A 22314-nucleotide genomic window follows, 5' to 3' on the forward strand; every position below is an offset into this window, starting at 1 on the left:
GCGATCGAGGCGGCGGAGGTGTGGCCTCCTCGCCCGCTGTCAGTCCTGAGCGACCCTCGCCGCGATGTCGGTGCGGAACTGCCCGCCCTCCAGGCCGATGCGCTCGAGCCCCGCGTAGGCGGCCTCGCGCGCCTCGGAGAAGGTCGTGCCGGTCGCGACGACGGAGAGCACGCGTCCGCCCGTCGCGATCAGTTCGCCGTCGCGGTCGGCCGTGGCCGCGTGCGCGACGTGCACGCCGTCGACTTCCTCGGCCTCGTCGATCCCGGTCAGCACGCGGCCGGTGATCGGCGCCTCGGGGTAGCCCTCGCTCGCGAGCACGACGGTGACGGCGGTGGCCTCCGCGAACGCCGGGCGGGGCTCGTCCTCGAGCGTGCCGGATGCCGCGGCCAGCAGCAGCCGCGACAGCGGGTCGACAAGGCGCGGCAGCACGACCTGCGTCTCGGGGTCGCCGAAGCGGGCGTTGAACTCGATGACCTTGACGCCCTGCTCGGTGAGGATGAGTCCGGCGTAGAGGAGCCCGATGAACGGGGTGCCCTCGGCATCCATCTGCCGGATCACGGGCTCGGCGATCACGCGCGTGACGTGGTCGACGAAGGAGTCCTCGTCTCCGAAGCGGCCCGACAACCAGGGCAGCGGCGAATACGCGCCCATGCCGCCGGTGTTCGGGCCCTCATCGCCGTCGCGCAGGCGCTTGAAGTCCTGCGCGGGGCTGAGGGGGGCGACGTGATCGCCGTCGCTGAGGAAGAAGAGCGAGACCTCGGGCCCGGAGAGGAACTCCTCGATGAGCACGGCACCGGTGGGCAGGTACGTCTCGGCGTGGGCGATCGCGGCGGCGCGGTCACTCGTCACGATCACGCCCTTGCCCGCGGCGAGGCCGTCGGCCTTGACCACGTAAGGCGCCCCGTACGCGTCGAGGGCGGCCTCGACGGAGGCGAGGTCGTGAGCGCGCGCCGAGCGTCCGGTGGGCACGCCCGCGGCATCCATGATGCGCTTGGCGTAGGTCTTGGATCCCTCGAGCTGAGCTGCGGCCTTGCCCGGACCGAAGACCGGGATGCCGTGTGCGCGCAGCGGATCCGCCACGCCCGCGACGAGCGGGGCCTCGGGTCCGACGACGACGAGGTCGATGGCCTCGTCCTTCGCGAAGGTCAGCACCGCGGTGGGGTCGAGGGGGTCGAGGCCGACCAGGTGCGCCTCGCGCGCGATGCCGGCGTTGCCCGGCGCGGCGAAGATCGCGTGCGAAGCCTCTTCGGAGCGCAGGGCGAGGATGATGGCGTGCTCGCGCGCGCCCGAACCGAGGACCAGGATTCTCACGCGGCCAGCCTACCGAGCGGCGGGCGTCGGCTCCGGCGAGGGTTCGCGGGCGCAGACTGCGTGATGCGCGCGACCTCGGTCGGCAAGGGCGCGGGGGAGCTGAGTTCGCGCAGATCGCCGACGTCATGTGGGGAGCCTCGCCGGAACCGCCGCGCCCCGATCGCAGCGCCCCTGCCCGCCCCCTTGGGTCGTCCCGCCGCTCCGCCCGTGGCGTCGCCCATGGCCCGCCCCCGTCGCCCCCGAGTAGCGTGGATGCCATGCCTCCCCGCCGTATCGAGACCGGAGACGGACGCGCCGCGCTCGCCGCCGTGGCCGCCGGAGACGCTCCCCGCCCGGCGACCGCCACCGCGGTGCGCTACCTGCTGCAGCTGCTGGCGGAGAAGGCGCCGGGCAACTCCGTCGAGATGCGCGTACCGCCCTTCGGCGCCGTGCAGGTGATCGAGGGCCCGCGCCACACCCGCGGCACTCCGCCCAACGTCGTCGAGACCGATGCCGCGACCTGGATCGCCGTCGCCACCGGCGAGGAGCACTGGACGGATGCCGTCACCGCCGGCCGCATCGTGGCATCCGGGGTGCGCGCCGACCTGAGCGCGCTGCTTCCCCTGCGGCCGTAGGCCCTCGGCCTCCATCCCTGCCCTCTCCGTCCGGCCCGCCGCCGGTGCCTCGACGCCGAAGAACCCGACCCGCTCGCGGCGCAGCGGTGGGAGAATGTGCCTATGTCCGACCAACCCGCTCCCGAACGACCGGTGTACGTCCGCGACGACATCGAGACCGTCACGGTGCGCCGCGCCCCCAAGTACGGCGTCTTCCTGGCCGCGGGTGCCTTCCTCGGCATCCTCGTCGCCCTCATCCTCACGGTCGCCATCGACGGCAGCGACGCGAGCCCTTACACGCAGGTCGTGTACTCCGAGATGCAGGTCTTCGGCTTCACGGCGCTCATCTGCGTCGTGGCGGGAGTGGCGGTCGCCGCGATCGTCGCCCTCGTCTTCGAGCGCGCCCTCGGCGCACGCACCCGCCAGGTGACCGTCGACCACGAGCAGTTCGAGGTCTGACCCTCACGCCAGTTCGGCGATGATCGGGTGGATCGCGGTGTCGAACGCGACCACGTCGCTGCGCAGACCGTCGGTCACCGCGACGGTGAGCGAACCGATCCACCACACGCCCCGCTGAGCCAGCGGCAGCACCTGCACGTTCAGCTCGAACGAGTGCGCCCGGCGGCCGACGACGCGCTCGTGCGCCGCTATCGCGCTCGCGTACGCGCGATACGACACCCCGGGGCGAGCCGCGGATTCCCGTGCGTAGCGATCGTGGGCGAGTCGGGCGAAGTCGACGGCGTCGTCCGCGTGCCGGGCGATGGCCCTGCGCAGCACATCGGCGCCCTCCACCGGCAGGGCGACGAGGGTGTCGAAACCATCGACCAGTTCGAGCGGCACCGGCGAGGGGTGCGCCTGCGGTTCCACCGTCAGCGCCCAGTAGCTCCGCCACTCGCGCTCGAGCTGCTGCTGGGCGGCATCCGTCCGCTCGTCGATCATCGGCGAGGGAACGCGTCGGAGTGCGGGCAGCTCCTCCGGAGAGCGGATGCCGAGCGCCTGTCGCAGATAGAGCGCGACGAGCACCGGCTGAGCCGCGTCTTCGCGGATCACCCATTCCGGCTGGCCGCCCGTCATGGCGCCATTGTAGGGAGGCGCGGAGGCGGGTGGGGCGGGCCTTGCGTCGAGCTCCGAACACCCGCGCGTGTCACCCCGGGTAGTCTGTTGCGGTGGCCTCCGCTCCCCACGAAAACCCGTACTCCGCCGCAGGCGTCGATACCGCCGCCGGAGATCTCGCCGTCGAACTGATGAAGTCCGCTGTGCGTCGCACGCACGGCCCCGAGGTGCTCGGGGGCGTGGGCGGCTTCGCCGGTCTCTTCGACGCCTCCGCGCTGCGCGACTACGCCAAGCCGCTGCTCGCGACCAGCACCGACGGCGTCGGTACCAAGGTCGCGATCGCGCAGGCGATCGACAAGCACGACACGATCGGCGAAGACCTCGTCGGCATGGTCGTCGACGACATCGTCGTGGTCGGTGCGCGTCCGCTGTTCATGACCGACTACATCGCGTGCGGCAAGGTCGTGCCGCAGCGCATCGCCGACATCGTCGCGGGCATCGCGCGCGGCTGCGCCATGACGGGCACCGCGCTCGTCGGCGGCGAGACCGCGGAGCACCCCGGTCTGCTCGGCGTCGACGACTACGACGTCGCGGGAGCCGCGACCGGCGTGGTCGAGGCCGACCGCGTCCTCGGCGCCGACCGCGTCAAGAGCGGCGACGTCGTGCTGGCCCTCGCATCGAGCGGCCTGCACTCCAACGGCTACTCGCTCGTGCGTCACATCATCACGGGCGCCGGCATCGCCTACGGCTCGGCTTCGGCGGAACTCGGCGCGACCTGGGGCGAAGCGCTCCTCGAGCCCACGCGCCTGTACACCTCGCCGCTGCTGCGTCTGCTCGACGACGCGGCGGTCGGCTCCGGCATCCATTCGCTCAGCCACGTCACCGGCGGCGGCATCGCCGCGAACCTCGCGCGCGTGCTGCCGCAGAACACGTGGGTCGACGTGGATCGCTCGACGTGGAGCCCGTCGCCGGTGTTCCGCGTGCTCGCCGACATCGGCGGACTCGACCTCACCGCGACCGAGGGCACCTGGAACCTCGGCATCGGCTTCCTCGCCGTCGTGGCGCCCGAGATCGCCGATGCCGCGACCGCGGCGCTCACGGCCGACGGCATCGCCACCTGGCAGGTCGGAGTCGTCCGCGACGACCAGCGCCCCGAGGGCGACTACGAACAGGGCGCGAAGGGCGTCGACGGCGGCGCCGTCCGTCTCGTCGGAACCTACGCGGATGCCGGTCACCCGGCGAACGGAGCGAAGTAACACCCCATGTGCGGCATCGTCGGCATGGCCGGGCAGGGCCCGGTCAACCAGGAGATCTACGACGCGCTCCTCCTCCTCCAGCACCGGGGACAGGACTCCACGGGCATGGCCACGGCCGAGTCCAGCGGCGTGTTCCACATCCACAAGGCCCGCGGCCAGGTGCGCGAAGCGTTCCGCACGCGCGACATGCGCGCCCTCCTCGGCGACATCGGCCTCGGGCACGTGCGCTACGCGACCAAGGGCACGGCATCCAACGAAGAAGAGGCGCAGCCCTTCTACGTCAACGCCCCCTACGGCATCGTGCTCGTGCACAACGGCAACCTGACGAACACGCGCGAGCTGACGACCGAGCTCTTCCACAAGGACCGTCGTCACCTCAACACCAGCAGCGACACGGAGCTGCTCGTCAACATCCTCGGCTCCGAGCTGCAGTCCGAGATCACCGGACCCGACCTCGACCCCGCGCAGGTCTTCCGCGCGGTCGGTCGCGTGCACGAGCGCGTCGAGGGCTCCTACGCCTCGATCGCGCTCATCGCCGGCTACGGGCTGCTCGCGTTCCGCGACCCGTTCGGCATCCGTCCGCTCATCCTCGGCAAGCGTCCCGCGGCGCAGGTGCCCGGCGGTGAGCCGCGCGACGAATGGATTGTGGCATCCGAGTCCCTCGTGCTCGAGAACGGCGGCTTCGAGGTCGTCCGCGACGTCGAGCCGGGTGAGGCGGTCTTCATCACCCTCGACGGCACCCTGCACGCCCAGCAGTGCGCCGAGAAGACGATGCTCGCGCCGTGCTCGTTCGAGTACGTCTACCTCGCGCGCCCCGACTCGGTCATGAACGGCGTCTCGGTGTACGAGACCCGCCTGCGCATGGGGGAGCGGCTCGCCGACACGGTCGCCAAGTACACTCCCGCGGGCGCCATCGATGTGGTCATGCCCATCCCCGATTCGGCACGTCCGGCGGCGATGCAGGTGGCCCGAAAGCTCGGGATCGAGTACCGCGAGGGCTTCTACAAGAACCGCTACGTCGGCCGCACGTTCATCATGCCCGGGCAGGCGGTGCGCAAGAAGAGCGTGCGCCAGAAGCTCAACGCGATGTCGACGGAGTTCCAGGGCAAGAACGTCCTCCTCGTCGACGACTCGATCGTGCGCGGTACCACCAGCCGCGAGATCATCCAGATGGCTCGGGATGCTGGGGCCAAGAGCGTCACGTTCGCCTCGGCCGCACCTCCCGTGCGCTACCCCCACGTCTACGGCATCAACATGCCCTCGCGTCACGAGCTCGTCGCGCACGGGCGCACGATCCCGGAGATCGCCGAGGAGCTCGGCTGCGACTACCTGGTGTACCAGGAGGTCGAGGACCTGAAGGCCGCCATCATGGAGGGCACCGACCTGGTCGACCTCGACATGAGCTGCTTCGACGGGCGCTACGTCACGGGCACCGTGTCGGAGGAGTACCTCGCCTGGGTCGAGGGCAGTCAGGAGTCTTGACCCCGGCGAGAGCGGCGGGAACGCTCGCACTGGCCGCTTCGGCCATCGTGCTGCTCGCGTTGACGCTGCGCATCGCCGTCGCGTCGTTGTCGCCACTGCTGCTGATCATCGGCCGCGACTTCGCGCTCCCGGCCGCGGTGGTCGGTCTCATCGGCATGGCCCCTCCCGTGGCGTTCGCGCTCGCCGGCATGGTCGCGCCCGCCATCGAGCGCCGCCTCGGTCTCGAGCGCAGCGTGCTCATCGCCGCCGTCGTCGCGGCGGTCATGCTCGGCCTCCGGGCGGCCGTGGTCGACGCGTGGACGCTCCTCGCCGCCACGGCGGGGGTGTTCGCGGCGGTCGGCGTGGCCAACGTGCTGATCCCCGCGGTCGTGAAGAAGTACTTCCCCGAGCGCATCGGCCTGATGACCACCGTGTACACGACCACGATGGCGGTCGCGACCTTCACGCCACCGCTGGTCGCGGTCCCGCTGGCCGACGCTGTCGGGTGGCGCGGATCCTTCGCCGTCTGGGCCGTCGTGGCGCTCGCGGCCGTGGTGCCCTGGATCGCGATGAGCCTGCGGGCGCGGGCCTCCCGCGCCGACATGGTGGAAGAGCCCCGCACCTCGGTGCTGTCGCGCGTGGTGCGCGTGCCGCAGACGTGGGCGCTCGTCGTCACGTTCGCGGTGAACTCCTCGATCGCCTACGGCCTGTTCGCCTGGCTCCCGCCCCTGCTGATCGATGTGGCGGGGGTGGATGCCGCCACGGCCGGCGGTCTGCTGGCGCTGTTCGCCTTCATGGGGTTGCCGGTGTCGCTCGTCGTTCCCCTGCTCGTTCAGCGCATCGGTCGGACGACGCCGTTCTACGCGGCGGCCGTGATCTCGGGTCTGCTCGGGGCGGGCGGCCTGCTTCTCGCCCCGACGGCGGCGACCGTGCTGTGGGTGGTGCTGATCGGCATCCCGCCCCTGCTCTTCCCGATGGTGCTCGTGCTCTTCGGGCTGCGCACGCGTGCGCACGAGACGGCGGTCGCCCTGAGCGGTCTCGTGCAGAGCGTCGGCTACGGCCTGGCGGCGCTGATGCCGCTCGCGATCGGCCTGACCCACGAGATCACCGGCGGGTGGACCGCGGCCCTCGTGCTGCTCGGGCTGGCGGTCGCGTGCGCCGTGCCGGCGGGCATCGTCGTCGCGCGGCGCGAGAGCATCGAGGACGCGTGGGAGCGCCGCACCGGGCGCACCTGGTGACGGACGCCACCGGGCGTGGTCACCGAGAGGTGCACGTGCGAACGGCGGTGACGATGTCGTCACCGCCGTTCAGCGTCGAGGGTCGGCGAATCGCGTTGTCGCTCACCCGACGCTGAGGCGTCGGCGCGTGAACGAAACGAGCGGAAGGCGTCAGGCCTTCTCGTCTTCGTATTCGTCGGAGTACTGGTCGGCCCACTTGTCGACGTACGCGTCTTCACCCGCCGCGGGTGCGCCGAGCTCGCGCTCGAGCGCCGAGTAGTTCACCGAGTAGGTGTCGTACTTCAGCTCACGGGCGATCTTGGTGTTCTTCGCCTTCTGACGGCCACGCCCCATGCGAGACCCCCTCACGATCGACGTCGAGGGCCGCATTGCGGGCCCTGCGTATTGCGGTTCCGGACCGAGCCGGTAAGAGTAACAGCCAGGATATCACGGCGCATTCCGGCCCAGCCGTCCGGCCCGAGAGGGCGCGGATGACGGGCGGCTCGGCGCCGGTGTGGCGAGAGGAGCAGGCATGACCGAACAGTCCCGTTCGCACGGCGCCGCGGGAGCGGTGATCGCCGGAGTGGTTCCCGGACAGTCGCCGCGGGTCGTGCGGGAGGCGGCCCGCTACGCGGCGCTCGCGGGAGCGCCCCTCGTGGTCGTGCACGTCGACACGACCCGGTTCGTCGCGTTCGAAGACCCCGACGGCTACGTGCACTCCTCCACGGTCGATGTGGCGGGTGCGGCGTCGAAGGCGGCGCTCGAGGAGGTGCGCCGCGCGGCCACCGAGGCCCTGGCCGGCGACGACGTGAGCTGGAGCGTGCAGCAGGAGATCGGTGACCCCGCGCTCGCGCTGATCCATCTCGCCGACCAGCTCGAGGCCTCTCTCCTCGTCGTCGGCACGCGCAAGCGCGGGCTGGGCGAGTCGCTGCGGGAGTTCCTCACCGGATCCGTCGCGGCTCGGCTCACGCATCGTCAGCGCCGACCGGTGCTCGTCGTCCCCGTGGGCGAGCCGGCCGGCGCCGACGATCAGCTGCCGTGGGAGTGACGCCCTAGCTCCGCAGGGCGTGCGCGACGGCGTCCGACGCCCGTTGCAGCGCCTCTTCGATCCCGTCGACCCCGGATGCCGAGAGCTCGCCGCCCCGGGCGACGTGCGCGCGGAGCTCCGAGCGCACGCGTCCGCGGAACTCCGTGATCGCCGCGTCGGCGCGCGACAGCTGCTCACGGCTGCGCGAGCGGGCGTCGTCGGCGGGAGTCGTCTGCGCCTGTTCGCGTTCCTCGCGGGAGGCGGCGGCGAGGTCGGCGCGCAGGCTGCGCATCGCGTCGCGGACGCTTCCGCGCACCTCGTCGGCGATGAGCCGGACGCTGTCGGCGAGTCCGGCCTGGATGCCCTCCAGGTCGCCGGAGCGCTCGGCGACCTCGGCGCGTCCGGCATCGGTGATCTCGTAGACGGTCTTGCGGCCGTCGACGGTCTTGGTCACCAGCCCCTCTTCCTCGAGCTTCGACAGGCGCGGGTAGATCGTGCCGGCGGAGGGGGAGTAGGTGCCGCCCGTGCGCTCGGACAGGGCCTGCATGAGGTCGTAACCGTGGCGGGGGGCCTCGTCGAGCAGGCTGAGGATGTACAGGCGCAGATCGCCGTGGGAGAAGACGGGGCTCATCACCACTCCTCCTCTCCGGCGAGCTCCTCGGGGCGCAGGCCCGAGATGCCGCGGCGTAGCACCGTGATCTCGCCTGAGACGGTGTTGGCCCGGACGTCGACGAAGCTCCCCGCGAGGGTGCCGGTCGATCCCGAATAGGTGGTGGGGCCCTTGCCCGAGCGCACGATGCCGTCGATCTGCACGCGGCCGCTCACCGAGCGCGAGACGTAGTTCGCCGGGAGCGACCGATCGAGCCGGATGGTCGCGGTGCCGCTGACGGAGTTGAGCGAGATGGACTGGGTGTGACCGCTGGAGTCGACGAGCATCGCCCCCGAGACGGTGTCGATCGAGGCCTTCGTGATGCGGCCGGTGGCGGCGACGTCGCCCGAGACGCTGTTGGCGCTGAGCGCGCCGTCGAGCTCGCGCACCTGCAGGTCACCGGAGACGGCGTTCAGGTCGACGTCGCCCTCGATGCCGTCGACGATGATGTCGCCCGAGACGGTGTTCAGGCGCACGTCGCTGCGCAGGCCCGCGACCAGGGCGCTCGCGCTGACGACGCCGAGCGTGAGGGCGACGGTGCGCGGCACGGCGACGCTGATCTCGGCCTTGGGGCCGCCGGCACCGAAATTACGGAAGACCTCGAGGAAGTTGTCCCACCGCAGCTGGGGGTGGTCGATCTCGAGACGGCCGTCGACCATCTCGATGCGGAGGTCTTTGACGGTGACGCCGTGCACCTCGATGCGGGCGTCGGGCTCGTCATGGGCGATCACGTCGACCTGCCCGCCGACGAGGCCGATCTTCAGTTCGCGCAGGGCCGCGACGTCGATGACGCGCGTCTCGCCCGGATGGACGATCCATTTCTCCATGGTCTGGTCTCCTCACTCGCGATATATCGCGTTGAGTCGAGTATCGCGATATATCGCGTTCGAGTCAACCCCCGCCGCGTGGGCGGTGGCGGCGTCCGGTGGTTTCGACGCGCTCAGCCACCTCTCGGTGCAGATGGTGACGTCCGGTGGCTTCGACGGGCTCAGCCACCTCTGTGTGGGCGTGGCACTGGGCCTCGCCTTTCGCTCCGCGCCGCTCCGGAGTTCCCTGAGCCTGTCGAAGGGACCGGGACCCCCGGAAACGACGGATGCCACGCCCTCGGTGAGGACGTGGCATCCGGGGCGGGAAGACCCGCCGGGAGTCGAGGGCGACGCGCACCCGAAACGCGTCGCTCCTCGATGAGGTCAGACGGGCTTGCGTCCGCTGATGAGACGGAACAGCAGCACGATGAGGGCGATGAGGCCGACGATGATGGCGATCCACAGCAGGAAGTTGGCCGCCTGGCCCAGTCCGCTGAAGATGGCGATGACGATCGCGGCGACGATGATGATGATGAGGAAGATGTTCATGGGGGGCTCCTTCTTCCCCGCGCGATGGCGCGGGACCTGGCGAGTAGGTCCATCCGCTGCGCTCCGCGCGAACGCCGCACGCACCGGATGATCGGTATCCACCGTGCCACCGGTGAGGGGCGCTGTCGGTGGGGTTGACGCTGCGCGAAACCGGCTGGTAGCCGCGTGGTTGTCAACCCCGCGGACGCCGCGACGGGCGCGCCCGTAGCGTCGGATCCTCGACGGAAGGAGACGGCCATGCCCCAGGGGCGAGGATCCAACAGCCTGAAGGACCCCGAACTGTACGAGGAGTTGCGCGCGCAGGGCGACTCGAAGGAGAAGGCGGCCCGCATCTCGAACGCCGCCGCCGCGCAGGGAGGCGACAGCATCGGTGAAAAGGGCGGCCACGCCGAGAACTACGAGGACCGCACCGTCGACGAGCTGAAGAAGCGCGCGAAGGAACTCGGCATCACCGGCTACTCCGGCAAGAAGAAGGCGGAGCTGATCGACATGCTCCGCTCGCACTGACGCGCATGGCGCGACTGATCCGCGTCCGGCCCTACGAGGATCCGGGGTATCGCCGGGTGCGCTCGGGGTCGGGGTTCCGCTTCGTCGATCACACCGGGGCGGCCGTTCCCGACCGCGACGCCGAGCGCGCGCGCGGTCTCGTCATCCCGCCCGCGTGGCGCGAGGTGTGGATCGCGCGAGAGCCCAACGCCCACATCCAGGCGGTCGGCACCGACGAGGCCGGGCGGCGCCAGTACACGTATCACGCCGACTGGTCGAAGCGTCAGGACAAGGGCAAGTTCTCCCGTGCCCTGCAACTCGCCGAAGCCCTCCCGCGTGCTCGCGCTCGCGTGACGCAGTCGCTGCGGCGCAGCGACATCGATCGGGAGCGCGTGCTGGCGGTGTCGTTCCGCCTGCTCGACCTGGTCGCACCCCGCGTCGGCAACGCGCGCTACTTCGTCACGAACGGCAGCCGAGGGCTCACCACCCTCCAGCGCAGGGATGCCACGGTCGAGGGTGATCTCGTCCGGCTGTCGTTCCCGGCGAAGAGCGGCAAGCGCGCCGATCTGCGCGTGCACGACGCCGAGCTGGCATCCCTCATCGGAGAACTCGCGCTGGGGCGACCGCGAGCGGCGCTGCTGAGCTACAAGCGCGGACGGCGACGCGTTCCCCTCACGCCGGGCGACGTCAACGCGTACGTGCGCTCCCTCACCGGAGGACCGTTCAGCGCGAAGGACTTCCGCACGCTCCGCGGCACGATCATGGCCGCCGAATCGCTCGCGAAGGTCGGAGCCGTCGGCGGCAAGAACGAACGCAAGAAGGCCGAGGTCGCCGCTGTCCGCGCGACGGCGGAGGCGCTCGGCAACACCCCCGCCGTGGCGCGGTCGAGCTACATCGATCCGCGCGTCTTCTCGCTGTACCGCAGGGGCCGCACGATGGAGTTGGGCGGATCGAAGGATGCCGCGATCAGACGCCTGATCCTCGGGGAGTGACGGCGGCACGCGTGCCCGCACCGGTCGTCGAGCGTCTCCGGGACACCCGGACGCCGCGGAGGATCGGCCGGGTACCGTGGGCGCTCGACGACGGTGAGCGGGCCGGACGTGAGCGAACGCCGGCGGGCGCCGGGGGAACGCGGCGGCGGCGTAGGGTGGCGCGGTGAGCATGTGGCGTGACGCGGTCCTCGTCGCGGTGGGCGGTGCCATCGGCACGGCCGTGCGCGCGGGACTCACCCTCGGTCTCGGCGACGACCTGGGTTCCGCCCTCGTGCCGATCATCAACGTCGTGGGGGCGTTCGCGATCGGCATCCTGTTCGGATGGCGGGCCCGGATGCCGGAGTCCTCGCGCGCGCAGCGCGTGCAGCTCTTCATCGGCACGGGGGTGCTGGGCGGGTTCACCACCTACAGTGCGCTCGCCGTGGAGTCGGCCGACCTCGCGCTGCTGTGGTGGGGAGTGGCGACGGTGCTCGTCGGCACCGCGGCCGCCTGGGGCGGCGTGCTGCTCGGGCGCGGGGGGCGCGCACGATGACGCCCCTGGTCTTCGTCGCGGTCGCCTTCGCCGGCGGCGTCGGCGCGGCGCTGCGATACCTGCTCGACGTCACGATCCGCCGCCGCACGGGCGAGCGGTTCCCGTGGGGCATCCTGGTCGTCAATGTGACCGGGGCGCTGGCGCTCGGCATCCTGAGTCCGCTCCCGGCGGACGAGGCGTGGCGCTGGATCCTCGGCACGGGGCTGCTCGGGGGGTACACGACCTTCAGTGCGGTCGCGGTGACCACCGCCCTGCTCGCCGAAGAGGGGCGTACGCGGGCCGCGGTGTCGTACGCCCTGCTGTCGTTCGTCGGGTCGGTGCTCGCCGCCGCCCTCGGCCTCACGGTGGGTTCGCTGCTCTGAGCCGCGCCGGGCCGCGGAGGGGCATGGGATACTGGCCTCTCGATACACCCCTGTATCGAATCGTGATCCCGGAGGGTCCTTCGTGTCGTACCTGGCCGTTCTGAGCCTGAAGAACCGTGCCCTCATCGCCCTCGTCACGATCGTCGCGGCGATCTTCGGCGGCCTCGCGCTGACGAGCCTCAAGCAGGAGCTCATCCCCTCGATCGAGTTCCCCCAGCTCGCGATCGTCACGACGTACCCGGGCGCCTCCCCCGAGGTGGTCGAGGCCGACGTGTCGACGCCCGTCGAGAACGCGATCCGCGGGGTCGAGGGTCTCGAGTCCACCACCGCGACCAGCACGACGAACTCCTCGATCGTGTCGGCGTCGTTCACCTACGGCACCGATCTCGCCGCGGCGCAGCAGAAGATCCTGGCCGCGATCGCGCGCATCAACGATCAGCTGCCCGAGTCGGCCGACACCACGGTCGCCTCCGCCAGCATCGACGACTTCCCCGTGATCCAGCTCGCGGTCACCGGCTTCACCGACGCGCAAGCCACGCAGTCGATCCTGCAGAGCAGCGTCATCCCCGATCTCGAAGACGTCGACGGCGTCAACGGCGCCCAGATCGTCGGCGGCACCGGCCAGCGCGTCACCATCACCCCCGACGCGACGAAGCTCGGCGACCGCGGCTTCAGCCAGCAGGCGATCACCGACGCCCTCGACGCGAACGGCGTGCTCTTCCCCGGCGGCTCGCTGACCGAGGGCGATCAGACGCTCACCGTCCAGACGGGCACCAAGCTCACCAGCGTCGACGAGATCGCCGCCCTTCCGCTCGTGCCGACGGATGCCGCGCAGTTCCAGGCGGGGCAGACGACCATCGGCGACGTGGCGTCCGTCGAGCTGCAGACGGACCCCGTGACCACCCTCTCGCGCGTCGACGGCCAGCCCGCGCTGACCATCGCCGTCACCAAGCTCCCCGCGGCCAACACGGTCGACGTCTCTCGCGGCGTGCTCGCCGCCCTGCCGGGTCTCGAGTCGCAGCTCGGCCAGGGCGCGACCTTCACCGTGGTCTTCGACCAGGCGCCGTTCGTGACGCAGTCGATCGAGGCGCTCGCGCAGGAGGGGCTCCTCGGTCTCGTCTTCGCGGTCGTCGTGATCCTGATCTTCCTCATGTCGGTGCGCTCGACGCTCGTCACCGCGATCTCGATCCCCACGAGCGTGCTCATCACCTTCGTCGGGCTCCAGGCCTTCGGCTATTCGCTGAACATCCTCACGCTCGGCGCCCTCACGATCGCCATCGGCCGCGTCGTCGACGACTCCATCGTCGTCATCGAGAACATCAAGCGGCACTACGTCGGCGACGCGGAGAAGATCCCCACCATCATCCGGGCCGTGCGCGAGGTCGCGGCCGCCATCACGGCATCCACGATCACCTCCGTCGCGGTGTTCCTGCCGATCGCGTTCGTCGGCGACGTCACGGGGGAGCTGTTCCGCCCGTTCTCTCTCACGGTGACGATCGCGATGGCAGCGTCGCTGCTGGTCTCGCTGACGATCGTGCCCGTGCTGGCGTCGTGGTTCCTCAAGCCGGGGAAGGTCGTGCGGGATGCCGAGGGCAACGCCATCGACCCCGAAGCGGCCGACGCGCCCCCCTCGCGTCTGCAGAAGGCCTACGTTCCCGTGCTCAGCTGGACGCTGAAGCACTCGTGGGTGACCCTGGGCCTCGCCGTGCTGGTGCTCGGTGGCACGCTCGCCTCGGTGCCGCTCCTCAAGACGGACTTCCTGGGCGACTCGGGCCAGAACACCTTCACCGTGACGCAGAAGATCGGATCCGCCCCGAGCCTGGATGCCGAGGACGCGGCGGCGCAGAAGGTCGAGGCGGTGCTGCTCGACACCGAGGGCGTGGAGACGGTGCAGACCTCGATCGGCTCCAGTGGTTCGGCGCTGCGCGACGCCTTCTCGGGAGGCGGTTCGGGCATCACCTACTCGATCACCTCGCAGTCGGGCACCGACCAGGTGGAGCTGCGCGAGCGCGTGCGCACCGAACTCGAGAAGCTGACGGATGCCGGTGAGATCGAGGTCTCCGCGCAGGGGAGCGGTTTCGGCTCGACCGACATCACGGTCGACGTGACCGCGCCCGACGCGACGACGCTGCAGCAGGCGAACGACGCGGTCGTCGCCGGTCTCGACGGACGCGACGGCATCGGCCAGGTCACCAGCAGCCTGTCGGCCTCGCTGCCGTTCGTGTCGGTGCGCGTCGACCGCGACGCGGCCGCCGAGCGCGGCCTCTCGGAGCAGACCGTCGGCGCCCTCGTGTCGGGCGCCCAGCAGCCGCGCCAGGCGGGCACGGTCGAGCTCGACGGTCGGGGCGTGACGGTCTACCTCGCGACGGCCAACCCGCCGCAGACCATCGACGATCTGCGTGCCCTCGAGATCCCCAGCGCCCGGGGCGCCGTGCGCCTCGACGAGATCGCCACCGTCGAGCAGAGCCAGACTCCGCCCTCGATCACCACCGCGCGGGGACTCCGCACGGCATCCGTGACGGTCACCCCCACGACCGACGACCTCGGCAGCTCCTCCGCGAGCGTGAACGCGGCCCTCGCCGACGTGCAGCTGCCCGAGGGAGCCACCGCGAAGGTCGGCGGGGCCGTCACCGACCAGCAGGACGCCTTCGGTCAGCTCGGTCTCGCGCTGCTCGCGGCGATCCTCATCGTGTACGTCGTGATGGTCGCGACGTTCAAGTCGCTGCGCCAGCCCCTCGAACTGCTCGTGTCGGTCCCGTTCGCCGCCACCGGCGCCATCCTGCTGCTGCTGGTGACGGGCGTGCCGCTCGGCGTCGCCGGGATGATCGGGGCGCTCATGCTCGTGGGCATCGTCGTGACGAATGCCATCGTGCTGATCGACCTCGTCAATCAGTACCGTGCGCGCGGGCTGAGCGTCCACGACGCCACGATCGTCGGTGGGGCGCGACGTCTCCGGCCGATCCTCATGACGGCGCTCGCCGCCATCTTCGCCCTGGTGCCGATGGCCCTCGGCATCACGGGCCACGGTGGGTTCATCTCGCAGCCGCTCGCGGTCGTCGTGATCGGCGGCCTCGTGTCGTCGACGTTCCTGACGCTGCTCGTACTGCCGACCCTTTACAACCTCATCGAAGGAGCGAGCGAACGTCGACGGGCGCGGCGTGCCGCGCGCGACGAGGCGTCGTCGCCGTCGATGGGCGCTGCGCCGATCGCGGACGACGGGCACCCGCTGAGCCGACGCGAGCTGCGCGAGAAGCACTGACGGCGCGCGGGCCCGCGGCGGGGCTCGCTCCGCTCGTCACGGCGGTGCGTCCGCGGCGCGGTCCGCACCCGCCCGCCTGAGCGACGATCGCGGGGCGGGCGGCGGATGCCGCGGGGCCCCGCGCCGCGAGGGGAGCCGAGGTCGTCGCGGCGTCGTCGCGGGCGTTCGCCCGAGTGGCGGTTGCGAGCGACCGCGTCGAGTGGGGGTCGGTCGTGGTCGCTCCCGCGCGGGGGCCGCGTGCCGAGGACGCCGCAGCGGAGCGGAGCCGGTCTGCGCCGACCGAGCGCATCGACGAGGCGCGGTCGATGCGTCCTTCGGCGCGGGCCGCGAGCGATGAGGCGGGGCGGCCGGCGAGGAGGGCGAGGACGCTCATGCGACGAGCGGTACGACCCGGGCCGCTGACGCGCGGGGAGCGGGTGCGCGACACGGACGCGGCGGCGGTCGTCGAGGAGACGACGCCGAGGGAGCCGGCCAGACGGCGGCTGCGCGCGCGGCGACCCGCGAGGTGGGCGCCGGAGCGCGAGGAGTCCGCGTGCGCGGGAGTCACGGCCCGTGAGGCGGCGCCGGCCAGTACATGCGTGAACATTCCCGACCAGGCGAACATCGCGGTGCACGAGATGGTCTCGAACAGAGCGAGATTGATCGTCGCCGAGACGAAGAGGGCGATCGAGACGACCAGCCACACGGTGGCGATCACGGTGCTCACCGCCATCCGCTTGCCGAGGCGGTTGAACATGATCGGCGCGCTGATCAGGAGGGCGAGGAAACCGAGGACCATCGAGCCCGCGACGCGATCGTGGAGGTCTTTGTCGGTGTTCAGCGGAATGCAGCCGACGAGAGCGAGATTGACGCCGACGACATTCAGGCAGATGAATGCCACGGTCGCAGCCCCTCGGCGCACCGGTCCCCGGCCGAGCCGACGGACGTCGCGGCGCACGCAGAACGCGAAGACCACGACGATGACCCCGCTGACCTTGAGTGTGGTGTTGAAGAACGCGCTCGAGAGGTCGCCGAAGATTCCCAGCTGGCTGAAATGCAGCTGCCACCACAGCGGGTCGCTCGTCGTCGCGATCGCCAGCAGCAGGCCCGTCACGAGCACGGTCAGGGCGGCGGCCCCGATGTGCAGCGACGGGAGAGAGCGCAGACGGCGGGTGAGGCCGGTCAGGTGCGACGTCGACAGGGAGAAGGGGACGGCGGAGCGGAGCGCGCTGCTCATGATGGGGGATCTTTCCTCGTGACGGAACGAGGATCCCCCCACATCGCGAGACCCTCGGCCCCCGTCGGCTCATTCGGGTATGAACCGGGGCGAACCTTGACCCTTTGCCGCCCCCGGCCTTGACGGAAATCCGTCACGACGAATGGTATCGTTCGCGTCGCCCAAATAGGTACGGGGTTGTCCCAGCTTTCCCCAGGTCATATGCGAGATTTCATGTCCCCCAAATGGGGGACAAGGACACCTATGCCGAGAAGCGAACTCCCCATTCCCGGTGGAGAATGTCTCCCGGTTCGAGCCGTTCGAGATCGTCCCCCGTGGCGAAAGCGTTCGCGGGCGCCGTCATCGGCTCGATCGCGACGGCGAGGGAGTGGCCGGGGTAGCGGTCGGTCGTGAACACCTGCGCCCAGCGGAACCCCTCGTCCTGCCAGAGCTCGACGCGAGCCCCGTCGGGGGCGGTCAGGGTGTGGTGCGCGAGGCCCTCGGCATCCCTGTCCAGGCCTCGATAGCCGTTGTCGAGAGCGGCGTCGCCCAGGCGCACGCCCGCGCGCAAATCGGTGCCCGCGCCCACGGGGACCTCGTCGACGGGGATGTTGCGGTCGTCGAGGACGAGCGTCGTCGTGCCGGTCGAACGGACCACGAGGTCGGCGGTGGGAACCCCGCCGATCTGCAGGTAGGGGTGCACGCCCAGCGCGACGGGAGCGGCCGTCGCTCCGACGTTCTCGATGTCGTGGGCGACGTGGAGTCCGTCGTTCCGGAGGGAGAAGGTCACACGGGTGCGCAGGTGGAACGGATAGCCGGTCTGCGGGACGACGTCGGCTCCGAGCACGAGTCGTTCGTCGGACTGCTCGATCGGCTCGTACGCGCCGAAGCGCAGCAGGCCGTGGCTCGCGTTGCCGAACTTCGGCTCGCTGATCGCCAGCTGCAGGTCGGCGCCGTCGAAGGAGTACCGGCCGTCGCGGATGCGGTTCGGCCACGGGACGAGGACCACCCCGGATGCCGCGGGCGTCGGCACGTCATCGGGGTAGCGGGGCACGAGGTCGACGCCGTCGACGGTGAGCGCGCGCAGAGCGGCGCCGACCTGGGCGATCTCGGCGGAGGAGTGCGCGCCGCGCAGGTGGAAGCGCCGGCCGGTGGGATCAGCGGTCATGACGAGGCCTTTCGGGAGCGGGGCGGACGCTGCAACCACGGACGGAGCAGCCGGGTGACCCACGGCAAGACGGCGTAGGTCATGACGGGGGTGAGCATGAGGGTGGTGGCGAGCACGCGCAGGGGCAGGGGGATCTCGGCGAACCCCGGGACGAAGCCCAGCAACCACGACGCGAGGAGGTTCGTGGGGAAGAATCCGACCCAGATCGTCACGGCCTGCTTCCACCGAGGGGGAGCGGGGGGCACCGGCTGCTGCACGGGGGAGGTCGTGGCATCCGTCGGGGCGAGGACCGAGCCGAACGCGGCGTCGAACCACCCCTCGATGCCGGTGCGCCGCTCGGTGCGCTCCTCGCGCGCGAACGGGCGCCCGGAGTCGAGCCACCATTCACGCTGCGAGGAGGTCTCCCACTGCTCGAGCGTGGTGATGTCGCGGAAGCGGTACAGCATGTACCAGAGGTCGCTGTCCTCGCCCGCGCGCACCCAGCCCGAGCCGAGGAAGCCCGGGAACGCGGTCGCGAGGTCGGTGCCGGCCTGCATCCAGGAGGTCGCTTCGGCGGTGCGCGTCGGGTCGATGCGCCGCTCGATCGCCACCGTGATGGGGTGGGCGTCGGTGTCTGCCATGCGTCCATCTTCGGTCCTGTCGGCGCTTCCGTCGGCACCGGCCGTGACGAGAACAGGCGATGTCGCGAGAACAGGGGGCTCTCCGCCGAATCGGCCTGTTCCGGTGGCATCCCCTGTTCTCGTCGCACGCGGCGACCCGGGGCGTGGATGCCATTCCCAGGCGCGGGCTGTAACGTGGGGCGGTCGGCTCTGGACACCGCGTGTGATGCGCGGATGGGTTTGTGAGTCCAAGGGGCCGATGGACAGGACGCGATCGCGGCCTCGACCATCATCAGTGAATGGCCCCCGGCCGACGACAGTCCGGGTATCTCACCGCCACGAGCGGTGTCGCTGTTTCGCGCGAACAGAACCCAGGAAGTCCCCCATGCCCAAGAACAAGAAGCCCGCCGGCGGTCGCGCCGCGAAGAACTTCGAGCCGCGCTACGGCGCCAAGACCTCGTTCCAGGACCGCAAGCGTCGTCCCGGTGCCGAGGGCCCCGTCAAGCCCGGCAGCAAGAGCCCCAACCACCGCGGCTACCGCGCCGAGACCGAGGCCGCCCCCGACAAGCGCCGGTGGAGCGCATCGGATCGTGCCGGCCGCGACGAGGCCCGTGGCATCCGCCAGTCCGCTCGCGACGACCGTCCCGCCCGTTCGTTCGACGACCGTCCCGCGCGTTCGTTCGACCGGAACGACCGCCCTGCCCGGTCCTTCGATCGGAACGAGCGTCCCGCCCGGTCCTTCGACCGGAACGAGCGCCCGGCGCGTTCGTTCGATGGTGACGAGCGTCCGCGTCGTGACGCGGGTGAGCGCCCGGCCCGTTCCTTCGACCGGAACGACCGTCCGGCGCGTTCGTTCGACCGCAGCGAGCGTTCGGCGCGTTCGTTCGATCGTGACGAGCGTCCGCGTCGTGACGCGGGTGAGCGCCCGGCCCGTTCCTTCGACCGGAACGACCGTCCCGCGCGTTCGTTCGACCGTGACGACCGTCCGGCGCGCTCCTTCGATCGCAACGACCGTCCCGCGCGTTCGTTCGACCGGAACGACCGTGCCGCGCGGTCCTTCGACCGGAACGACCGTCCGGCGCGTTCGTTCGACCGCAACGATCGCCCGGCGCGTTCGTTCGATCGGGACGACCGTCCCCGTCGTGACGCCGGTGAGCGTCCAGCGCGTTCCTTCGACCGCAACGATCGTCCCGCGCGGTCGTTCGACCGTGACGAGCGCCCCCGTCGCGACTTCGGCGACCGCCCCGCCCGTTCGTTCGACGAGCGTCCGCGTCGCGCCGACAGCCCGAGCCGCTCGGATTGGAACGCCAGCCCGAAGCGCTCGGCCGAGCACGAGCAGCGCGTCGACGTCGTGCACGAGCGACTGCAGGCCGAAGCGGTGGATGCCGCGACCGTGACCGGCGCCGGCTTCGCCGAGCTGGGTCTCGGCGACAACATCGTCCGCGCTCTCGCGGGCCTCGGTGCCGACAAGCCGTTCCCGATCCAGGCCGCGACCGTGGCGCCGATCCTCGAGGGACGCGACGTTCTGGCCCGTGGCCGCACCGGCTCGGGCAAGACCATCGCCTTCGGTGCGCCGCTCGTCGAGAGCATCCTGCGCGCCCAGGCCGGTCAGCGTCGTGAGTTCGGTCGCGCGCCGAAGGCGCTCATCCTCGCGCCGACCCGCGAGCTCGCCCTGCAGATCGACCGCACGGTGCAGGTCATCGCCCGCAGCGTGGGGCTCTTCACCACGCAGATCTACGGCGGCGTCCCCCAGGCGCGTCAGGTCGGTGCGCTGAAGAAGGGCGTCGACATCATCATCGGCACCCCGGGTCGCATCGAAGACCTGCTCAACCAGGGGAAGCTCGATCTCTCGCAGGTGCAGGTCGCCGTGCTCGACGAGGCCGATCACATGTGCGAGCTCGGCTTCCTCGAGCCCGTGCAGCGCATTCTGCGCGCCACCGCGAAGGGCAGCCAGAAGCTGCTGTTCTCGGCCACGCTCGACCGCGAGGTCGCGGCCCTGGTCGACGAGTTCCTCGTCGAGCCGGCCGTCTACGAGGTCGCCGGTGAAGACCAGGACTCGAGCACGATCGAGCACCGCGTGCTCGTGATCGAGCACCGCGACAAGGCGCAGATCCTCGACTCGCTCGTCGATCGCGAGGGCAAGACGCTCGTGTTCGCCCGCACCCGGGCCTACGCCGAGATGCTCGCCGAGCAGTTCGACGACGCCGGTATCGCCGCCGTCGCGCTGCACGGCGACCTGAACCAGCAGAAGCGCACGCGCAACCTCGAGAAGCTCACCTCGGGTCGCGTCAACGTGCTCGTGGCCACCGACGTCGCCGCTCGCGGCATCCACGTCGACGACATCGATCTGGTCATCCAGGCCGACGCCCCCGACGAGTACAAGACGTACCTGCACCGTTCGGGCCGCACCGGCCGCGCCGGTCGCAGCGGCACGGTGGTGACGCTCATCACGCGTCAGCGTCAGCGCCGGATGACCGAGCTGCTCGACCGTGCGGAGATCGAGGCGCCGTTCGAGCCGACGCAGCTGGGCGACGACGTGCTCGAGGAGATCTCGGGTCGTCAGCTCTCCGACGTCACGTCGTAATCCGTCACACCGGTAAGCCCCCGTTCGCGTTCGCGCGGCGGGGGCTTTCCCGTTGCCGTCGGTGGCCGCGACGTCCCGGCCTTCGCCGTCAGAACAGCCTCGGCTCGCTCGCCGGCGCGACCCGGGGGCGAGGGGATATCGGGCCCCGGGTCGCGCGAACCGGCCCCAGGCGGCTCGTGGCAGGGGTGCGGGCCGCGAGTCCCGGTTGTGGGCGACCACGTGGGTGGTCGTCTTCGTCCCACCCGTCGAGTCGGTGCAGGCGCAACAGCGGGCGGAGGCGCTTGCCGAGCCACGTGCGGTACGCCTTGGGTGCGGTGACCGAGACGCCGGGATAAAGGCCGCGGTAGGACGACACGAGGTGCGGGTGCTCGCGTTCGAGCCACTCGAAGAACCACTGCTTGGCGCCCGGGCGCAGGTGCAGTGCGCCGTAGACCACCCTCGTGGCGCCGGCCGCACGCAGGCGGGCGAGGGCGTCGTCGAGCGCCGGGATCGAGTCGGTGAGGTGGGGGAGGATCGGCATGAGGAACACCGTCACGCGGAATCCCGCCGCCGTCGCGGTGCGCACCGTCTCGAGGCGCGCCTCGGCGCTGGGGGTCCCCGGCTCGATCGAGTGCTGAAGAGCGTCGTCGAAGACGGCGATCGACATCGCGAGCGACACCTTCACCTGCTGGGCGGCGTCCGCCAGCAGCGGCAGATCGCGCCGCAGAAGCGTGCCCTTCGTGAGGATCGAGAAGGGTGTTCCGGTGTCGGTGAGGGCGCCGACGATGTCGGGCATCAGGCGGTAACGCCCCTCGGCCCGCTGATAGGGGTCGGTGTTCGTGCCGAGCATGACCGGTTCGCGCGCCCAGGATCCGCGCTGCAACTCGGTCCGCAGAACGTCCGCGACGTTGACCTTCACCACGATCTGCGAGTCGAAATCGGCGCCGGAGTCGAGGTCGAGATACTCGTGCGTCTTGCGGGCGAAGCAGTACGAGCACGCATGGCTGCAGCCGCGGTACGGATTCACCGTCCAGTCGAACGGCATGGCCGACGCGCCGGGCACGCGGTTCAGGGCGGTCTTGCACAGCACCTCGTGGAACGTCATCCCCGCGAACTCGGGGGTCGTGACCGACCGGACGAGACCGTCGATGCGCTCCATGCCGGGCAGCGCCGCCGTGTCGTCGACGCCCAACTGCTGACCCTGCCACCTCATGCGAACAGTCGAACACATGTTCT

General features: G+C 70.9%; 21 protein-coding genes and 1 pseudogene. 12 read left to right on the plus strand and 10 right to left on the minus strand.

Translation table 11 applies throughout. From position 1 onward, the window contains the following. Positions 1-39: 39 nt before the first annotated feature. On the minus strand, positions 40-1311 hold the full coding sequence (gene purD / locus AB0N80_RS03900; RefSeq protein ID WP_363577678.1) for a phosphoribosylamine--glycine ligase: 1272 nt from the start codon (positions 1309-1311) through the stop codon (positions 40-42). A gap of 257 nt (positions 1312-1568) precedes the next feature. Here purD and AB0N80_RS03905 point away from each other — a divergent pair, with 257 nt between their 5' ends. Then, positions 1569-1925 (plus strand): sterol carrier family protein, encoded by a 357-nt coding sequence (locus AB0N80_RS03905; protein ID WP_076673345.1) that lies wholly within the window; start codon positions 1569-1571, stop codon positions 1923-1925. Between the two features lie 102 nt (positions 1926-2027). Then, positions 2028-2363, plus strand: coding sequence for a potassium transporter Trk (locus AB0N80_RS03910; RefSeq protein ID WP_363577680.1), 336 nt, complete (start codon positions 2028-2030; stop codon positions 2361-2363). A gap of 3 nt (positions 2364-2366) precedes the next feature. Here AB0N80_RS03910 and AB0N80_RS03915 read toward each other — a convergent pair whose 3' ends face one another. Beyond that, entirely contained in the window at positions 2367-2978 is a 612-nt protein-coding gene (locus AB0N80_RS03915; protein WP_315993822.1) for a zinc-binding alcohol dehydrogenase, read from the minus strand. A gap of 92 nt (positions 2979-3070) precedes the next feature. On the opposite strand from AB0N80_RS03915, the gene purM reads away from it, so the two are divergent. The 3 genes from purM to AB0N80_RS03930 are packed head-to-tail and all read left to right on the plus strand — an operon-like array spanning position 3071 to position 6912. Further along, positions 3071-4213 carry a phosphoribosylformylglycinamidine cyclo-ligase gene (gene purM / locus AB0N80_RS03920; RefSeq protein WP_315993821.1) on the plus strand — a complete coding sequence of 381 codons (1143 nt, stop codon included), beginning with the start codon at positions 3071-3073 and terminating at the stop codon, positions 4211-4213. A gap of 6 nt (positions 4214-4219) precedes the next feature. After that, the gene (purF, locus tag AB0N80_RS03925) at positions 4220-5695 is read left to right on the plus strand and encodes an amidophosphoribosyltransferase (RefSeq protein WP_315993820.1); all 1476 of its coding nucleotides are present in this window, start codon (positions 4220-4222) and stop codon (positions 5693-5695) included. Then, complete coding sequence (locus AB0N80_RS03930; protein WP_363387566.1) at positions 5692-6912, plus strand: MFS transporter; 1221 nt, start codon at positions 5692-5694, stop codon at positions 6910-6912. Before purF ends, AB0N80_RS03930 begins: the two co-directional genes overlap by 4 nt. 150 nt (positions 6913-7062) lie before the next feature. Here the strand turns inward: AB0N80_RS03930 and AB0N80_RS03935 are convergent, their stop codons facing one another. Next, entirely contained in the window at positions 7063-7245 is a 183-nt protein-coding gene (locus AB0N80_RS03935; protein WP_116537293.1) for a DUF3073 family protein, read from the minus strand. A 178-nt stretch (positions 7246-7423) separates the two neighbouring features. Between AB0N80_RS03935 and AB0N80_RS03940 the strand changes: the two genes are divergently transcribed. Beyond that, positions 7424-7939, plus strand: coding sequence for a universal stress protein (locus AB0N80_RS03940; RefSeq protein WP_315993818.1), 516 nt, complete (start codon positions 7424-7426; stop codon positions 7937-7939). Between the two features lie 4 nt (positions 7940-7943). Here the strand turns inward: AB0N80_RS03940 and AB0N80_RS03945 are convergent, their stop codons facing one another. From AB0N80_RS03945 to AB0N80_RS03955, 3 genes are all read right to left on the minus strand, one after another. Beyond that, positions 7944-8549, minus strand: coding sequence for a PadR family transcriptional regulator (locus tag AB0N80_RS03945; protein ID WP_315993817.1), 606 nt, complete (start codon positions 8547-8549; stop codon positions 7944-7946). Continuing rightward, complete coding sequence (locus AB0N80_RS03950) at positions 8549-9394, minus strand: DUF4097 family beta strand repeat-containing protein (protein ID WP_315993816.1); 846 nt, start codon at positions 9392-9394, stop codon at positions 8549-8551. The genes AB0N80_RS03945 and AB0N80_RS03950 overlap by 1 nt, the downstream gene beginning before the upstream one ends. A gap of 363 nt (positions 9395-9757) precedes the next feature. Then, on the minus strand, positions 9758-9922 hold the full coding sequence (locus tag AB0N80_RS03955) for a hypothetical protein (protein ID WP_298870623.1): 165 nt from the start codon (positions 9920-9922) through the stop codon (positions 9758-9760). 237 nt (positions 9923-10159) lie between these two features. On the opposite strand from AB0N80_RS03955, the gene AB0N80_RS03960 reads away from it, so the two are divergent. From AB0N80_RS03960 to AB0N80_RS03980, 5 genes are all read left to right on the plus strand, one after another. Then, positions 10160-10429 (plus strand): Rho termination factor N-terminal domain-containing protein, encoded by a 270-nt coding sequence (locus AB0N80_RS03960; RefSeq protein ID WP_363577682.1) that lies wholly within the window; start codon positions 10160-10162, stop codon positions 10427-10429. Positions 10430-10434: 5 nt separating this feature from the next. Further along, on the plus strand, positions 10435-11400 hold the full coding sequence (locus AB0N80_RS03965) for a DNA topoisomerase IB (protein ID WP_363577684.1): 966 nt from the start codon (positions 10435-10437) through the stop codon (positions 11398-11400). A gap of 169 nt (positions 11401-11569) precedes the next feature. Beyond that, positions 11570-11932, plus strand: coding sequence for a CrcB family protein (locus AB0N80_RS03970; protein WP_363389413.1), 363 nt, complete (start codon positions 11570-11572; stop codon positions 11930-11932). Then, on the plus strand, positions 11929-12294 hold the full coding sequence (gene crcB, locus AB0N80_RS03975) for a fluoride efflux transporter CrcB (protein ID WP_363387554.1): 366 nt from the start codon (positions 11929-11931) through the stop codon (positions 12292-12294). Before AB0N80_RS03970 ends, crcB begins: the two co-directional genes overlap by 4 nt. Before the next feature lie 82 nt (positions 12295-12376). Next, entirely contained in the window at positions 12377-15553 is a 3177-nt protein-coding gene (locus AB0N80_RS03980) for an efflux RND transporter permease subunit (RefSeq protein ID WP_363577686.1), read from the plus strand. A 592-nt stretch (positions 15554-16145) separates the two neighbouring features. On the opposite strand, the pseudogene AB0N80_RS03985 reads toward AB0N80_RS03980, so the two are convergent. From AB0N80_RS03985 to AB0N80_RS03995, 3 genes and pseudogenes are all read right to left on the minus strand, one after another. After that, positions 16146-16769, minus strand: a pseudogene (locus AB0N80_RS03985) (DUF998 domain-containing protein); the annotation flags it as partial. 241 nt (positions 16770-17010) lie between these two features. Then, positions 17011-17916 carry an aldose 1-epimerase family protein gene (locus AB0N80_RS03990; protein WP_315993811.1) on the minus strand — a complete coding sequence of 302 codons (906 nt, stop codon included), beginning with the start codon at positions 17914-17916 and terminating at the stop codon, positions 17011-17013. Continuing rightward, positions 17913-18536, minus strand: coding sequence for an antibiotic biosynthesis monooxygenase (locus AB0N80_RS03995; protein ID WP_315993810.1), 624 nt, complete (start codon positions 18534-18536; stop codon positions 17913-17915). Before AB0N80_RS03995 ends, AB0N80_RS03990 begins: the two co-directional genes overlap by 4 nt. Positions 18537-18900: 364 nt before the next feature. On the opposite strand from AB0N80_RS03995, the gene AB0N80_RS04000 reads away from it, so the two are divergent. Continuing rightward, positions 18901-21099 (plus strand): DEAD/DEAH box helicase, encoded by a 2199-nt coding sequence (locus AB0N80_RS04000; protein ID WP_363577688.1) that lies wholly within the window; start codon positions 18901-18903, stop codon positions 21097-21099. 88 nt (positions 21100-21187) lie between these two features. Here AB0N80_RS04000 and AB0N80_RS04005 read toward each other — a convergent pair whose 3' ends face one another. Then, positions 21188-22291 (minus strand): Rv2578c family radical SAM protein, encoded by a 1104-nt coding sequence (locus AB0N80_RS04005; RefSeq protein ID WP_363577690.1) that lies wholly within the window; start codon positions 22289-22291, stop codon positions 21188-21190. Between the last annotated feature and the right edge of the window lie 23 nt (positions 22292-22314).

Origin of the sequence: Microbacterium sp. NPDC089188 (genome assembly GCF_040685155.1) — a bacterium.
Taxonomy (GTDB): domain Bacteria; phylum Actinomycetota; class Actinomycetes; order Actinomycetales; family Microbacteriaceae; genus Microbacterium; species Microbacterium galbum.